16 protein-coding genes are annotated in these 14,208 nt (G+C 72.9%); 5 read left to right on the top strand and 11 right to left on the bottom strand.

Annotation, left to right across the window (positions count from 1 at the left end; genetic code table 11):
* Nucleotides 1-221: 221 nt before the first annotated feature.
* Genes ccsB through DNL40_RS14490 form a run of 5 tightly spaced genes read right to left on the bottom strand, consistent with a single transcriptional unit; the run spans nucleotide 222 to nucleotide 5,112 of the window.
* Nucleotides 222-1,247, bottom strand: coding sequence for a c-type cytochrome biogenesis protein CcsB (gene ccsB / locus DNL40_RS14510; protein ID WP_111251976.1), 1,026 nt, complete (start codon nucleotides 1,245-1,247; stop codon nucleotides 222-224).
* Between the two features lies 1 nt (nucleotide 1,248).
* The gene (gene resB, locus DNL40_RS14505) at nucleotides 1,249-3,069 is read right to left on the bottom strand and encodes a cytochrome c biogenesis protein ResB (protein ID WP_111251975.1); all 1,821 of its coding nucleotides are present in this window, start codon (nucleotides 3,067-3,069) and stop codon (nucleotides 1,249-1,251) included.
* Nucleotides 3,069-3,839: a cytochrome c biogenesis CcdA family protein gene (locus tag DNL40_RS14500; protein WP_111251974.1), complete on the bottom strand. Its 771-nt coding sequence runs from the start codon at nucleotides 3,837-3,839 to the stop codon at nucleotides 3,069-3,071. Before DNL40_RS14500 ends, resB begins: the two co-directional genes overlap by 1 nt.
* A complete protein-coding gene (locus DNL40_RS14495) occupies nucleotides 3,839-4,477 on the bottom strand; it encodes a TlpA family protein disulfide reductase (RefSeq protein WP_425450788.1) in 639 nt (212 codons plus the stop codon). Before DNL40_RS14495 ends, DNL40_RS14500 begins: the two co-directional genes overlap by 1 nt.
* Nucleotides 4,462-5,112, bottom strand: coding sequence for a histidine phosphatase family protein (locus DNL40_RS14490; protein ID WP_111251973.1), 651 nt, complete (start codon nucleotides 5,110-5,112; stop codon nucleotides 4,462-4,464). Before DNL40_RS14490 ends, DNL40_RS14495 begins: the two co-directional genes overlap by 16 nt.
* Nucleotides 5,113-5,257: 145 nt before the next feature.
* Between DNL40_RS14490 and DNL40_RS14485 the strand changes: the two genes are divergently transcribed.
* Nucleotides 5,258-6,253, top strand: coding sequence for an ATP-grasp domain-containing protein (locus DNL40_RS14485; RefSeq protein WP_111252035.1), 996 nt, complete (start codon nucleotides 5,258-5,260; stop codon nucleotides 6,251-6,253).
* Here the strand turns inward: DNL40_RS14485 and DNL40_RS14480 are convergent.
* Nucleotides 6,241-6,750, bottom strand: coding sequence for a MarR family winged helix-turn-helix transcriptional regulator (locus DNL40_RS14480; RefSeq protein WP_111252034.1), 510 nt, complete (start codon nucleotides 6,748-6,750; stop codon nucleotides 6,241-6,243). The genes DNL40_RS14485 and DNL40_RS14480 overlap by 13 nt on opposite strands.
* A gap of 184 nt (nucleotides 6,751-6,934) precedes the next feature.
* Between DNL40_RS14480 and DNL40_RS14475 the strand changes: the two genes are divergently transcribed.
* A complete protein-coding gene (locus tag DNL40_RS14475; RefSeq protein WP_111251972.1) occupies nucleotides 6,935-7,486 on the top strand; it encodes a YceI family protein in 552 nt (183 codons plus the stop codon).
* A 118-nt stretch (nucleotides 7,487-7,604) separates the two neighbouring features.
* On the opposite strand, the gene DNL40_RS14470 is transcribed toward DNL40_RS14475, so the two are convergent.
* Together DNL40_RS14470 and DNL40_RS14465 are read right to left on the bottom strand one after the other, a co-directional pair.
* Entirely contained in the window at nucleotides 7,605-8,261 is a 657-nt protein-coding gene (locus tag DNL40_RS14470; RefSeq protein WP_111251971.1) for a redox-sensing transcriptional repressor Rex, read from the bottom strand.
* On the bottom strand, nucleotides 8,258-8,533 hold the full coding sequence (locus tag DNL40_RS14465) for a glutaredoxin family protein (RefSeq protein ID WP_245885961.1): 276 nt from the start codon (nucleotides 8,531-8,533) through the stop codon (nucleotides 8,258-8,260). The genes DNL40_RS14470 and DNL40_RS14465 overlap by 4 nt, the downstream gene beginning before the upstream one ends.
* Before the next feature lie 35 nt (nucleotides 8,534-8,568).
* Between DNL40_RS14465 and DNL40_RS14460 the strand changes: the two genes are divergently transcribed.
* On the top strand, nucleotides 8,569-9,429 hold the full coding sequence (locus tag DNL40_RS14460) for an HAD family hydrolase (protein WP_111251970.1): 861 nt from the start codon (nucleotides 8,569-8,571) through the stop codon (nucleotides 9,427-9,429).
* Between the two features lie 98 nt (nucleotides 9,430-9,527).
* Here DNL40_RS14460 and DNL40_RS14455 read toward each other — a convergent pair whose 3' ends face one another.
* Both DNL40_RS14455 and DNL40_RS14450 read right to left on the bottom strand, forming a co-directional pair.
* Nucleotides 9,528-9,626, bottom strand: coding sequence for a 30S ribosomal protein bS22 (locus tag DNL40_RS14455; RefSeq protein WP_003792170.1), 99 nt, complete (start codon nucleotides 9,624-9,626; stop codon nucleotides 9,528-9,530).
* Between the two features lie 163 nt (nucleotides 9,627-9,789).
* The gene (locus DNL40_RS14450) at nucleotides 9,790-10,962 is read right to left on the bottom strand and encodes an acetoin utilization protein AcuC (RefSeq protein WP_111251969.1); all 1,173 of its coding nucleotides are present in this window, start codon (nucleotides 10,960-10,962) and stop codon (nucleotides 9,790-9,792) included.
* Between the two features lie 75 nt (nucleotides 10,963-11,037).
* Here DNL40_RS14450 and DNL40_RS14445 point away from each other — a divergent pair, with 75 nt between their 5' ends.
* Both DNL40_RS14445 and DNL40_RS14440 read left to right on the top strand, forming a co-directional pair.
* On the top strand, nucleotides 11,038-12,429 hold the full coding sequence (locus DNL40_RS14445; RefSeq protein ID WP_111251968.1) for a TrkH family potassium uptake protein: 1,392 nt from the start codon (nucleotides 11,038-11,040) through the stop codon (nucleotides 12,427-12,429).
* A gap of 10 nt (nucleotides 12,430-12,439) precedes the next feature.
* Nucleotides 12,440-13,117 (top strand): potassium channel family protein, encoded by a 678-nt coding sequence (locus DNL40_RS14440; protein ID WP_111251967.1) that lies wholly within the window; start codon nucleotides 12,440-12,442, stop codon nucleotides 13,115-13,117.
* Between the two features lie 43 nt (nucleotides 13,118-13,160).
* Here DNL40_RS14440 and DNL40_RS14435 read toward each other — a convergent pair whose 3' ends face one another.
* Entirely contained in the window at nucleotides 13,161-14,165 is a 1,005-nt protein-coding gene (locus DNL40_RS14435; RefSeq protein ID WP_111251966.1) for a LacI family DNA-binding transcriptional regulator, read from the bottom strand.
* Nucleotides 14,166-14,208 lie beyond the last annotated feature (43 nt).

Here is a 14,208-nt window from a genome sequence, read left to right as displayed (position 1 = left end):
CAGACGAGGACACAGACGAGGACGGCGGGAGCCCACCGGGGCTCCCGCCGTCCTCGTCTGTGTCCTCGTCCTCGTCTGCGTCGCGCAGGCACCGCCCTGGCCCTGGACCGCAGGCGCGCGGGCCCGCTCGTGCGGGCGACGGGCGTCCTGGCTCCAGTGGGCGCTCGGCCCGCGCCGCACCACGACGGCCCGCCCCTCGGACGGAGGCGGGCCGGGGGGCGTCAGCCCGCGGTGAGCCCCGAGTAGGAGTGCATGCCGTTGAACAGCAGGTTCACGCCGGTGAAGTTGAACAGCACGCAGGCGTAGCCGACGACGACGAACCAGGCGGCACGCGTGCCCGACCAGCCGCGCGTGGTCCGCGCGTGCAGGTAGGCGGCGTACACCACCCAGATCACGAAGGACCAGACCTCCTTGGGGTCCCAGCCCCAGTAGCGGCCCCACGCGTGCTCGGCCCAGATGGCGCCACCGATGATCGTGAAGGTCCACAGCACGAACCCGATGGCGTTGAGGCGGAAGCTCAGGCCCTCGAGCGACGTCGGGTTGGGCACGCGGTCGAGCCAGTACCAGGTGCCGAGCAGCTGTGCGCCGCCGTCACGGGCCTCGCGCAGCAGCTGCAGCACCGAGGCGACGAACGCGACGGTGAACACGCCGGTGGCGATGATCGCGACGCCCACGTGCAGGATCAGCCAGTACGACTGCAGGGCCGGCTGGACACCCATCGCGGCCACGTAGAAGACGTTGAGGCCGAGGGTCAGGAAGATCGCGGCGAGCCCGGTGACGAACGCACCCAGGAACCGCACGTCCCGGCGCAGCGTGAAGCCGAGGAACACCGCCAGGGCCACGAACGAGCCGACCAGGGTGAACTCGTACATGTTTGCCCACGGGGTGCGTCCGGCCGCGACGCCGCGCAGCACGATCGCCGCCAGGAGCAGGGCGGTGCCCAGCCAGGTGGTGGACATCGCGATGCCGGCGGCCCTGCCGCTCGGCGGCAGCACCGCGCCGTCGGGCGAGACAGGGTGGGGCTGCGTCGTCCCGGGGCCTGCGCCGGCGTCCGTCGAGCCCGCGGCAGACGTGGCGGTGCCCGCTGTGCCGGACGCGGCTGCTCCCGCGGCGGCGAGCTCGCGCGCGCGGTCGGCGCCCCGCTCGCCGGTGCGGCGAGCCAGGTCGATCGAGAAGGCGACGAGCGCGATCGTCAGCGCGACCAGGCTCGCCCAGACGAGCAGCGTGCTCAGGTAGGCGGCATCCATCTCAGTGTCCCTCGCGGTTCGTGGGTCGGTCCTGCGTGTCGTGCTCGCCGGCCCGCTCGGCCGGCGTGGTGTCTGCCGGGGCGACACCCTCGGCATCGGCGTCGGCAGCCGCGTCGCCGGTGGTCTCGTCGTGCGGGGCGACCAGCCCGGGCACCGCGGCCAGCGCCCGGTCGACCTCGCCCTGGAGCCCGGCGTCGTCGCCGCGGGCGAGCCCGGCGAGCTCCACGCGGGTGCGCCCCGGCTCCTGCGGGTCCTGCCACGTGCGCAGCCACACGCGGCGGCGCGGGGTGAACAGGGAGACCGCCAGGCCGGCCATGGCGACGAGCGAGAACGTCAGCACCCAGGCCAGCGACGGGTCGTGGCGCAGGTCGAGGGCCACGTACCGCGGCACCTGCTGGCCCAGGGTCACGGTGCCCAGGCCGTCGGGCAGCTCGACCGTCTCGCCGGGCCGCACGAGCACCTTGATCCGCTCGCCGTCGGCATCCGTCACCGGGTCGAGCGACGCGGTGTCGAGCCGGTAGACGTTCTGCGGCACGCCGTCGTCCAGCCCCAGGTCGCCGGTGTAGAGCTCGAGCACCATGAGCGGGTTGTCGGGCTGCGGGAACACCGAGCGGGCGGCGCCGTCCTCCGCGACGACGGCGCTGGGTAGGAAGTAGCCCACCATCCCGATCTGCTCGAGGCCGGGCGAGACGTCGGGCACCTTGATGACGCCCCGGGAGGTGTACATCGTGTCCTCGGGGAGGAACGGCACCCGGCCCGCGAAAGCGACCTGGCCGTCGGCGTCGGTGATCGTCAGGTCCGGGGCGAACCCGTTGCCCATGAGGTAGATCTTGGCGCCGTCCACCGTGATGGGGTGGTTGACCTTGATCGTCTGCTCGGACTCGTCGCCGCTGGCCTCGATGACGCTGACGTACGCCGTGAAGTCGCGCGCCTGGGCGAAGGCGACGTCGTCGGACGCGAAGTGCGACGAGAAGGCGTCGAGCGTGAGCGAGAACGGCCGCAACGCCTCCGGGCGGAACCAGGCGCCGTTCTCGAAGGTGTCGTAGTCGGTGACGGCGTTGGCGAAGCCGCGGCCCTCGGTGACGATGGCCTGCCCGCGGTAGTGCAGGAGCTGCCCGAGCGCCACGGACACGAGCAGTCCGACCAGCGCCAGGTGGAAGACGAGGTTGCCCGTCTCCCGCAGGTAGCCGCGCTCGGCCGCCACGGTGCGGGTGGCCGGGCGGGCGGGCAGGGCCCGTTCCCCCGTCCCGCGCGCCGCGCGGGCAGGCTCGGCGGCGACGTCGACCCGGAAGGTGTGCCGGCGCCGCAGGTGGGCTGCGACAGCCTCCACGACGTCGTCGGGTGACGCCGTCGTCGTGCCCTCGGCCAGCGCGGGGAACCGCGCGAAGCGTGCGGGGGTGCGCGGCGGGCGGCCGCGCAGGTTGCGCGCGTGCTGCATGGCGCGCGGCACGATGCAGCCCACCAGGGAGACGAACAGCAGCAGGTAGATCGCGCTGAACCAGGGCGAGGTGTAGACGGCGAAGAACCCGAACCTGTCCAGCCACTCCCCGCTCGTGGGGTGGTTGCCCAGGTACTCCAGCACCCCGGCCGGGTCCTGGCCGCGCTGCGGCAGGATCGAGCCGGGCACGGCCGCCACGGCCAGCAGCATCAGGAGCAGCAGCGCCACGCGCATCGACGTCAGCTGCCGCCACGTCCAGCGCAGCATCCCGCGCCAGCCGAGCGCGGGCACGTTCGGGGCCGGGGCACCCTCGGTGCGCGTCCCGCCGTCGCCGACGAACGCGTCGTCGATGCCCTCGGGCCGGTACGTGGTGCGCTCGCTCATCAGATCACCGTCCCGAACCCGCTGACCCAGCCCTGCAGCGACCGCGTCACCATGCCCCACAGGCCGGAGACGAGAGCGAGGCCGATCAGCACCAGCAGGCCGCCGCCCACCCGCATGATCGCGAGGCGGTGGCGGCGGAGGAACCCGAGCATGCGCTCGGAGGACTGGAGGCTCAGGGCCACCAGGAGGAAGGGGACGCCCAGGCCGACGCAGTAGGCGACGCCGAGCGCCACCCCCCGGGCCACCGACGCCTCGTCGAGGGCGAGGGCCTGGACCGAGGCCAGCGTCGGGCCGATGCAGGGCGTCCATCCCAGGCCGAACACGAAACCGAGCACCGGCGCGCCCCACAGGCCGGTGCGCGGGCTGACGTGCAGCCTCCGCTCCCGCTGGAGGAACGGCACCCCGCCGAGGAACGCCAGGCCCATGAGCACCACGACGACGCCGAGGACGCGCTGGATGACGTCCTCCCAGCGCACCAGGTAGCCACCGAGAGCACCGGCGGCGGCCATCAGGGTGACGAAGACGGCGGTGAACCCGAGGACGAACAGGCCCACGCCGGCGACGACACGGCCGCGGGCCGGGGAGCGCCGGGAGCCGGGGGCCGACGGGCCGGCCCCGGCGGCGGCCATGCCGGAGACGTAGCCCACGTAGCCGGGCACCAGGGGCAGCACGCACGGTGAGGCGAAGGAGACGAGTCCGGCCAGCAGCGCCACGGGCACGGCCAGCAGCATCGACCCCGACCACGCGGTGGTCGCGAACACCTCGCCCATCAGCCGGCGCTCTCCGCCGCGTCGCCGCCCTCGGCCAGGACGTCGTCGACGATGGCCTGCAGGGTGGAGCCCTCGGCCAGGCCGATGACGCGTGCGGCCGGGCGGTGCTCGCGGTCGAGCACCACCGTGGTGGGCACGGCCTGCAGCGGCACGACGCCGGACAGCCGCGCCACGGCCTGGCCGCGACGGTCGTCGATCGACGGGTACGGCACCTGGAAGGTGCGCTCGAACGCCTGGGCCGCCCCGGCGTCGTCGGTCGTGTTGATCCCCAGCACGCGCACGCCGTCCTCGGCGCGCTCGTTGGCCAGGTTCACGAGGTCCGGCGCCTCCGCCCGGCACGGCGGGCACGCGGCGTACCAGGTGTTGATGACGACGACGTCGCCCGCCCAGTCGGACGTGTCGATCTCGGCACCGTCGAAGGCCGTGCCCGTGACCGTCACCGGGTCCTTGCGGTCCCCGACGTCCCACTGCTGCACGGAGCCGTCGCCCGAGACGAACCCCTGGTTCACCACGTCGCCCGCCCCGGAATCCTGGGCGCAGCCGGCCACGAGCAGCACGGACAGCAGCGCTCCCGGGGCGGCGAGCAGCGTGCGGCGAGCCCTCGTCGTTCGCGTCGAGACGTTCACTTGACCGACCACGCCCCCTTGCTCAACGTCTGTGCGAGGCTCCCGGCGGGCTCCGAGTAGGTCAGCCCGGCGAACCGGTCGCCCTCGAAGCGCAGGCTCGTCAGGGAGGCCAGCGTGCACTGCCGCCTGCGCGGGTCGTGCGCCAGCCGGCTGCCCTCGTAGGAGCGGCGGGTCACCCAGATGGGCAGCTGGTGGCTGACCAGCACCACCTCGTGCCCCGCGTGCGCGGCCCGGGCGTCGTCGACGGCGGCCCGCATGCGCTCCGCCTGCTCGCGGTACGGCTCGCCCCACGACGGGCGCCACGGGTTCCACAGGAGCTTCCACCGGCGCGGGTCGAGGAGCTGGCGCGGGTTGGAGCCCACCGTCGTGCCCTCGAACTGGTTGCCGGCCTCGATCAGGCGCTCGTCCGCACCGATCTCGAGCCCGAACGCCGCCGCGACCGGCGCAGCGGTCTCCTGCGCGCGCTGCAGCGGGGAGGCGATCACCGCCACGACGTCGTGACGTTCGTCCACCAGGCTCTTCGCCACCATACGGGCCATCTCCTGACCGGCCTCCGAGAGGCGGTAGCCGTCGAGGCGCCCGTACAGGACACGTTCAGGATTGTGGACCTCGCCGTGGCGCAGCAGGTGCACAGTCGTGGTGGCCATGCGGCCCAGTCTCCCACGGGGTTCCTGGAGGTTCCGTGGGCTTCCGTGCGGGTGAGACGACCGTCACTGCACCAGGCCCTGCGCGGCGTCCCGCACGCCAGGGAGCGCCACCGCGACGGGGTAGCCAGGCGTTAGCGTGGACCGCGTGACGACGCCCAAGGTCTACGCCCTGCACGAGAACCCTGACTGGTTCCCCCCGTTCGCCGCCGCCTTCGAGGCCGAGGGCGTCGAGTACGAGGAGTGGCTGCTCACGGAGGGCACGCTGGACCTGGACGCCGCACCCCCGGAAGGGATCTTCTGGTCGCGCGTCTCGGCGTCGTCGCACACCCGTGACCACGGGTTCACGAAGGACTACGCCCGGGCGGTGCTGTCGTGGCTGGAGGCGCACGGACGCCGCACGGTCAACGGCCGCCGGGTGCTCGAGCTGGAGATGAGCAAGGTGGACCAGCTCACGGCGCTGCGCGCGGCGGGGATCGACACACCGCGCACGGTGGCCGCCGTCGGCGGGCGCGACCAGGTGCGCAAGGCGGCGCAGGACTTCGTCGCGGGCGGGGGCGGCACCCCGTTCGTCACCAAGCACAACCAGGGTGGCAAGGGGCTGGGCGTGCGGCGGTTCGACTCGCTGGCCGACCTCGACGCGTACCTGGACGGCGCGGAGTACGAGGAGCCGGTCGACGGCGTCACGCTCGTGCAGGAGTACGTGGTGGCGGCCGACGGCGGCATCACCCGCGTGGAGATCGTGGGCCACGAGCTGGTGTACGCCGTCCGTGGGGACACCGAGCGTGGCGGGTTCCAGCTGTGCCCGGCCGACGCGTGCGCGATCGACCCGGCGACCGGCCGTCCGGTCATGCCGCCCGGCGCCACGGTGGCGATGGCGCCGGACGACCCGACGAGCCTGTTCTCGGTGCGCGAGGGCTACGACGACCCGGTCGTGGAGCAGTACTTGCAGTTCACGCGCCGTCACGGCATCGAGGTGGCCGGCATCGAGAACATCCGCACGGTCGACGGCCGCACGCTGACGTACGACGTCAACACGAACACGAACTACAACAGCGAGGTGGAGGCGGCGGCTCCGCTGAGCGGGCCGCGCCAGATCGCACGGCTGCTGAAGCGGGTGCTCGCAGAGACCTACGCCTCGTAGGTCTTGGCCTCGCGTGCCACCTTGCCCATGGCGCGTCCGAGCACCTCGAACTCCTCGGGCTCGAGCACGTCGACCATGAGGCGGCGCACCGCCGCGACGTGGAGGGGTGCGGACCGGACGAGCAGCTCCCAGCCGGCCTCGGTCATCACGCAGTTCACGCCGCGCCGGTCCCCGGGAACGGCCTGCCGCTCGACGAGGCCGCGCCGCTCCATGCGGTCGACGGTGTGGGTGAGGCGGCTGCGGGAGAGGGCGAGGCCGTCGGCCAGCGCGGACATGCGCAGCGTGCGGCCGGGCTGCTCGGAGAGCTGGACGAGCAGGTGGTACTCCCCGAGGCTGAGAGGGCTGCCGGAGTCGTGCGCGCGGTCGAGCGCGGCGACGAACCGGGCGGTGCCCTCCAGGTAGGCGCGCCAGGCGCGCTGCTGCCCGTCGTCGAGCCAGCGGACCTCTGCCTCGCCCTGCGTCGCGGCCGCCCTGGTGCTGTCGGTGGTGCTCGCCATCGCCATCCCTCCGAGTGCCCGCGCGGCGGTCCGCCGCTCGATCACCGAGTCTGCACGGACGAACGGGAATACGCTACGTGAGTCGTCTGTTCTAGCCGATGCCCACACGGGTAGTTGACGTTTCAACTATCTGCCACGGGGAGGCGCCTGCCTGCCCGACCAGACCGACCGAGGAGAACCATCCATGGCCACGCCGCTGCCCGCCGGCCTCACCGCCGGCACGTACGTCATCGACGCCTCGCACTCCACCGCCGGCTTCACCGTCCGCCACGCGGGCATCTCGAAGGTTCGCGGCTCCATCGCGATCTCCTCCGGCACCATCACCGTCGGCGAGGACCTCGAGTCCTCCTCCGTCTCCGTCGAGCTCGACGCCGCCTCGGTCAACACCGGCGACGCCAACCGCGACGGCCACCTCAAGAGCGCCGACTTCTGGAACGCCGAGGAGCGCCCCACCTGGAGCTTCACGTCGACCAGCGTCAAGGGCGACGGCGACGACTTCGTCGTCACTGGTGACCTCACCATCAACGGCGTCACCAAGACCGTCGAGCTCGAGACCGAGTTCTCCGGCACCGCCAAGGACCCGTTCGGCAACGACCGCGCCGGCTTCGAGGCCCAGCTCGAGATCTCCCGCGCCGACTTCGGCCTGACCTGGAACGCCGCTCTCGAGACCGGCGGCTTCCTGGTGGGCGACAAGGTCAAGATCGGCCTCGACATCTCGGCCATCAAGCAGGCCTGACCTCCCGCAGCACACGAGGCCGCGACGGCGCCCGCGCAGGGGCGGGCACCGTCGCGGCCTCGTCGCGTCGACGGCGGCCGGCGCACCGGTCCAGGACCCGCCCGGACCGGCAGGCGCTCTACCGCGCGGCCGTCGCCGCCCGCGCCGCCGCGTGGAACGCCAGGATCTGCAGCTCGCCACCGACGTCGACGCTGCGGACCACGACGTCGTCGGGAAGCTGCAACGCCACGGGCGCGAAGCACAGGATCTCCTTGACGCCAGCGGCGACCACCCGCTCGGCCACCGCCTGGGCGGGCGGCCCCGGCGTCGCCAGCACCACCATCGTCACCGCCTCGCGCTCCAGCACCTCCTCCAGGGCGTCGAGGTGCTCCACCACCAGGCCGCCGGCCGGGCGCGTGCCCACCACGGACGGGGCGACGTCGAGCAGCGCGGCCACCTCGAACCCTCGTGACGAGTACCCCGAGTAGTTGGCCAGCGCCTGGCCCAGGTTGCCGATCCCGATGATCGCCAGGCGATGCGTCGAGCCCAGCCCCAGCGCCGTGGTGATCACCGACGACAACGACTCGACGTCGTAGCCCACGCCGCGCGTGCCGAACGAGCCCAGGTAGGACAGGTCCTTGCGCAGCTGCGCCGACCCGACCCCGGACGCCTCCGCGAGCTCCGTCGACGACGTCGTCGTCACCCCGCGCGACGCGAGGTCGCGCAGCGCACGCAGGTAGTAGGGCAGACGTGCCACCGTGGCGGCCGGAACCGTCACCTCGCCGATCTCGATCACCGCGTCCTCCTGTCCCCGAGCCGGCGCGCCAGCCTGTCCCCGTCGACCTGCCAGAAACCTTGCTGCACCCCGTCGACCTCGACGACGGGCACGTACTCGCCGTACCGGGCAGTCAGGTCGGCGGCGTCAGGGCCCGACTCGATGTCGACCTCGCGCCACCGCTCCCCGGCGGCCTCGCAGACCCGGGCCACCACCTCCCGTGCGTCGTCGCACAGGTGGCAGCCCTTCCGGGAGAACAGCACCACACGCACTTCCTGCTCCCCGCCGTCCACGAGCACAGCGTACGCGCGCCGCTAAGGTGGACCGCATGTCCGACGCCGCGAACGCCGCCGCGACCGTTGCCGAGCACGCGGCGGCGACCGCCGCGACCGACACCGCCCACCGGCCCGCGGCAGCGTTCTTCGACGTCGACAACACGGTGATCCGGGGCGCCAGCGCCTACCACCTGGCGCGAGCGCTCTACCAGCGCAAGTTCTTCGGGACCCGGGACCTGCTGCGCTTCGGCATCATCCAGCTGCGCTACCTCGTCTTCGGGGAGTCCAAGACCCAGATCGACACGGTGCGCGAGCGGGCGCTGTCGCTCATCGCCGGCCGGTCGGTGGCCGAGATCGCCGCCGTGGGCGAGGAGGTCTACGACACCGTCCTCGAGCTGCGGATCTTCCCCGGCACCAAGAAGCTCCTGGACGAGCACGTCGCCGCCGGCGACCAGGTGTGGCTCGTCACGGCCACGCCCGTGGAGATCGGCCGCCTCATCGCCCGCCGCCTCGGCGCCACCGGGTGCCTGGGCACGGTGGCCGAGCACAAGGACGGGTTCTACACCGGCCGCCTCCTGGGCGACCTCATGCACGGCGAGGTCAAGGCGCAGGCGGTCCGCGAGCTGGCCGAGCGCGAGAACCTCGACCTCGAGGCGTCGTACGCGTACGGGGACTCGCTCAACGACCTGCCGATGATGCACACGGTGGGCCACCCGTGCCCCATCAACCCCGACGCCCGCCTGCGCCGGCACGCCCGCGAGGTGGGCTGGCCCATCCGGGAGTTCCGGGGGCGGCGGCAGCGCGTGGCCGGGCGCAGCGTGCGCACCGCGTCCTGGGCGGGCGCCGCCTGGGTCGCCGGGTTGGTGGTGCGGGCCGTGCGCCGTCAGGTGCGCAAGCGCCTCGAAGGGCGCTGACCCCGCGCCCGAGCAGGGCACCTGCGCGTCTGGACCGGGAGAGACGAAGAGCCCGGCCCCCTGAGGGGCCGGGCTCTTCGCTCACTTCGTACGCGCTCTCACTTCTTGTTGCGGCGCTGGTGACGCGTCTTGCGAAGCAGCTTGCGGTGCTTCTTCTTCGCCATGCGCTTGCGGCGCTTCTTGATGACGGAGCCCATGAGGTCCTCCACGATGCTGGTCGGTCGGTGGAACAGTCGTCGGTCCACGTGGCCCCCGTGAGGGGACCGGCCGCCGACCAACACAGAAAAGTCCGTCCCTCAGGGTACCTGATGGACCGCGCGGACCCGAACCGAGCGTCCGGGAGGGCCCGTGCGAGCCCTGTCAGTCCTGGTAAGGGTCCAGCCCCCACAGGGGGAACACGTGCTTGCGGGTGGCCAGCACGCTGCGGTCCACGTCGTCGGCCGGGTCGTACCCCTCGCCCCACGGCCGCCACTCCACCGTCTCGACGCCGAGCCAGCGCGCGGCGTCGAGGCCCGAGATGGACTCGACGTGCTCGCGCCAGGCCGTCGGCAGCGGCCGGCCGAGGTCGAGCGGCGTGTGCAGCGCCTCCGCCACCAGGGACGACCACACGAGCGGCACCACGTCGACGACGGCGTAGCCGCCACCGCCCAGCGCGACCCAGCGCCCGTCGCACAGCTCGTGCGCCAGGTCGTGGACCCAGCGGGCGGCCGTGCGCTGGGCGTCCACGCCCACGCGCAGGTCGGACAACGGGTCGCGCCGGTGGGCGTCGGCCCCGTGCTGCGAGACGATCACGTCGGGCCGGAACTCGCGTACCACCGCAGGCAGGACGGCGTCCACGGCCCGCAGCCAGGCGCCCGACCCGGTGCGGGGCGGCAGCGAGACGTTGACGGCGGTGCCCTCGGCACCCGCCCCTCCGACGTCGGCGGCGTTGCCCGTGCCGGGGAACAGCGTGTGGCCGTCCTGGTGCACCGAGACGGTCAGCACGCGGTCGTCGTCCCAGAACATCTGCTCGACGCCGTCGCCGTGGTGGGCGTCCAGGTCCACGTACGCCACGCGCCGCGCGCCCTGGTCCAGCAGGCGCTGCACGGCCGCCACCGCGTCGTTGTAGATGCAGAAGCCCGACGCCGCGTCCCGGCGGGCGTGGTGCATGCCGCCGGCGATGTTCAGACCGTGCTGCACCGCGCCGTCCCACACGGCCTGCGCGACGTCGACCGACCCGGCTACGAGCCGGGCCGCCGCCTCGTGCATGCCGGGGAACACCGGGTCGTCCTCGGTGCCCAGGCCCCGCAGCGGGTCGGGGGTGCCGGCGTCGGCACGGCGCACCGCGGCGACGTAGGCGGGGTCGTGAACCGTCTCGAGCAGGGCGTCGGGGGCCACGGCCGCCGGCACGACCTCCAGCTCGGGCGAGGCGAGCAGCCCCAGCTCTCCCACGAGCCGCATGGTCAGATCGAGCCGGGCCGGTGCCATGGGGTGCCCGCGGCCGAAGTCGTACCGCAGGAGCTCGGGGCCCCAGACGAGCCGTGCCAGACGCATGCCCGCCACGGTAGCCGACTCCCGTGGCAGAGTTGGTCCGGCGTCCGCCCGGGCGGACCGACGGAAGGAGACGCGGTGGCACGCGTGCGCGACAGCATCTTCGCGGGCCGCGAGCTCGTCGAACGGCTCGCCCGGCAGTCCCCCGCCCGCCTGGCGGTGACCGCGTTCCTCGGGGTGTGCGGGCTGTTCACCGTGCTGCTCCTCATGCCCTGGGCGACGGCCTCGGGCGAGCGGGCGCAGTTCGTCGACGCCCTGTTCACCGCGATCTCGGCGGTCTGCGTCACCGGGCTGACGGTCGTGGACACCGGCACCTACTGGTCGGCGTGGGGCCTGGTGGTCATCCTCCTGGCCATCAAGGTCGGCGGGTTCGGCGTCATGACGCTGGCCTCCATCCTCGGCCTGGCCGTCTCCCGCCGCATCGGCCTGACCCAGCGCATGCTCACCGCCTCGGAGACCAAGACGGACAAGCTGGGCGAGGTCGGCTCGCTCGTGCGGGTCGTGATCATCACCTCCACGTCTCTCGAGCTGCTGATCGCCCTGATGCTGTTCCCCCGGTTCCTGGTGCTGCAGGAGACGGTGGGCGAGGCCGCGTGGCACGCGATCTTCTACGGCATCTCGGCCTTCAACAACGCCGGGTTCGTGCCCACGCCCGAGGGGCTCATGCCGCACACCGGCGACTGGTTCCTGTGCCTGCCGATCATCCTCGGCGTGTTCGTGGGCTCTCTCGGCTTCCCGGTGATCCTCAACGTGCTGTCCTCGCGCAAGAAGGCCGGCCGAGGCCGCTACTGGTCGCGCTGGTCCCTGCACACCAAGCTGACGATCGCCACGAGCGCGGTCCTGGTGCTCGTGGGCTGGGTGCTGATGGCGCTCATGGAGTGGAACAACCCGCGCACGTTCGGCGACCTGTCCTTCGACGACAAGCTCCTCGCGTCCCTCTTCGCGTCCGTCATGCCCCGCTCGGGCGGGTTCTCCACCGTGGACGTCGCGGAGATGCGCGAGTCGAGCTGGCTCATCACCGACGCACTGATGTTCGTCGGCGGCGGGTCCGCCTCCACCGCGGGCGGCATCAAGGTCTCCACGCTCGCCGTCATGCTGCTGGCGATCGTCGCGGAGGCGCGCGGCGACCGGGACATCGAGGCCTACGGCCGCCGCATCCCGCGCGACACGCTGCGCCTGTCGATCGCGGTCGTGTTCGTGGGCGCCACCGCGGTGCTGGTCAGCTCCCTGGTGCTGCTGGAGATCACCGGGGAGTCCCTCGACATCGTGCTGTTCGAGGTGATCAGCGCGTTCGCCACCTGCGGCCTGTCGACGGGGCTGTCGCAGAACCTGCCGGACGCCGGCAAGTACGTGCTGTGCGCACTGATGTTCGTGGGCCGCACCGGCACCATGACGTTCGCCGCCGCCCTGGCCCTGCGCGACCGGCGCCGCATCGTACGCTTCCCCGAGGAACGCCCCATCATCGGCTGAGAGGACCTCCGTGCCCGACAGGGAGAAGAAGACGCCCGAGCGTGACGCCGGCGTGCTCATCATCGGGCTCGGCCGGTTCGGCACCGCGCTGGCCTCCACGCTCGACCGCCTCGGTCAGGACGTGCTGGCCGTCGAGCGGGACGAGCGGCTGGTGGCGCAGTGGTCGGGGCGCCTGCCCCTGGTCGAGGCAGACGCCACCAACCCCGAGGCGCTCGAGCAGCTGGGTGCGCGCGACTTCGGCGTCGCCGTCGTGGGCATCGGCTCCTCCCTCGAGGCGTCCGTGCTGGTCACCGCCAACCTGGTGGACCTGGGCACCCCGCAGATCTGGGCCAAGGCGGTGTCGTCCGAGCACGGGCGCATCCTGCAGCGCATCGGCGCCCACCACGTCGTCTTCCCCGAGGCCGACGCCGGCTCCCGCGTCGCGCACCTCGTCAGCGGCAAGATGCTCGACTACATCGAGGTGGAGGACGGCTTCACCATCGTCAAGATGCGCCCGCCCAAGGAGATGCAGGGCTTCACGCTGGCGCAGTCGAACATCCGCCAGCGGTACGGCATCACCGTCATCGGCGTGAAGTCCCCCGGGATCGAGTTCCAGTACGCCACGCCCGAGACCCGCGTCAGCTCGAACGACCTCATCGTCTGCTCGGGGCACGCCGACCTGCTGGAGCGGTTCTCCGCGCGGCCCTGACAGGGACGGCGCCCGCCACGGCGGGCGCCGGGATCCCGGCGCCTCAGCGCGCCGTCGACTCCCGCGCCGCCACCTCGAAGTCCGCCACCACCCGCCGGGGCGCCACCACGGACCCGGCGATCCGCTCCACGAGCAGCTGCACCGCCGTCCGGGCGATCTGCTCGCGCCCCGGCGAGACGGAGCTCAGCGGCGGCTGCGAGTAGCGGGCGTCGTCGACGTCGTCGAACCCGATCACGGCGATCTCCTGCGGCACGGCCACACGGCGCAGGTGCAAGGTGTGCAGCGCGCCGAGCGCGAGCGCGTCGTTCATGGCGAACACGCCGTCGACATCCGCCCCCGTGTCGAGCAGCCGCGCCATCGCCTCGGCGCCGGTGGACCGGTGCCACGCCCCGGCGGGGCCGACCAGCGCGGGGTCGAACGGGAGGCCGGCGTCGGCCAGCGCCGCCCGGTATCCCTCCAGGCGCAGCACCGCGGACCCCATGCGCTCGCCCTCGTGAGCGCCGAGCACGGCGATACGCCGGCAGCCGCGCTCCACGAGGTGTGTGGTGGCGGCACGGGCACCTTCCACGTTCGCCATGGTCACGTGGTCGGCGGGCCCGTCGAAGATCCGCTCCCCCAGCAGCACCAGGGGGTAGCCGACCTCCAGCAGCGCCGTCTCGTCGGGCTCCAGCGCCAGCGGGGAGAACAGCAGGCCGTCGGTGAGGCGTCGTCGCTCGCTGTGCAGCACCTCGAGCTCGCGGGCCCGATCGGCTCCGGTCTGCTCGATGAGCACCACGAGACCGTGCTGCTCCGCCACCCGGATCACGGAGTCGGCCAGCTCGGCGAAGTACGGCAGCGACAGCTCGGGCAGGGCGAGGCCGATGATCCCGGTGCGTCCCTGCCGCAGGCTGCGCGCGGACAGGTTGACCTGGTAGCCCAGCTCGGCGATGGCGCGCTCGACGCGCTCCCTGGTCTGCGGGCGCACGTGGGGGTACCCGGTGACGACGTTCGAGACGGTCTTGACCGAGACGCCGGCGCGCTCGGCGACGTGCCGCATGGTGACGGCCATGCGCCTCCTCCTCGGCGGGGGCACCTCGTGCGGATGCCTGGGA

It is taken from the genome of Xylanimonas oleitrophica, from assembly GCF_003244315.1.
Taxonomy (GTDB): Bacteria; Actinomycetota; Actinomycetes; order Actinomycetales; family Cellulomonadaceae; genus Xylanimonas_A; species Xylanimonas_A oleitrophica.
The sequence above is the reverse complement of the archived record's forward strand: the minus strand, read 5'-3'. Positions and strand labels throughout refer to the sequence as shown.

Coding starts and splice junctions, on each gene's coding strand:
- ccsB (WP_111251976.1), bottom strand. CDS start 1,247: ATGGATGCCGCCTACCTGAGCACGCTGCTCGTCTGGGCGAGCCTGGTC.
- resB (WP_111251975.1), bottom strand. CDS start 3,069: ATGAGCGAGCGCACCACGTACCGGCCCGAGGGCATCGACGACGCGTTC.
- DNL40_RS14500 (WP_111251974.1), bottom strand. CDS start 3,839: ATGGGCGAGGTGTTCGCGACCACCGCGTGGTCGGGGTCGATGCTGCTG.
- DNL40_RS14490 (WP_111251973.1), bottom strand. CDS start 5,112: ATGGCCACCACGACTGTGCACCTGCTGCGCCACGGCGAGGTCCACAAT.
- DNL40_RS14480 (WP_111252034.1), bottom strand. CDS start 6,750: ATGGCGAGCACCACCGACAGCACCAGGGCGGCCGCGACGCAGGGCGAG.
- DNL40_RS14475 (WP_111251972.1), top strand. CDS start 6,935: ATGGCCACGCCGCTGCCCGCCGGCCTCACCGCCGGCACGTACGTCATC.
- DNL40_RS14460 (WP_111251970.1), top strand. CDS start 8,569: ATGTCCGACGCCGCGAACGCCGCCGCGACCGTTGCCGAGCACGCGGCG.
- DNL40_RS14455 (WP_003792170.1), bottom strand. CDS start 9,626: ATGGGCTCCGTCATCAAGAAGCGCCGCAAGCGCATGGCGAAGAAGAAG.
- DNL40_RS14450 (WP_111251969.1), bottom strand. CDS start 10,962: ATGCGTCTGGCACGGCTCGTCTGGGGCCCCGAGCTCCTGCGGTACGAC.
- DNL40_RS14435 (WP_111251966.1), bottom strand. CDS start 14,165: ATGGCCGTCACCATGCGGCACGTCGCCGAGCGCGCCGGCGTCTCGGTC.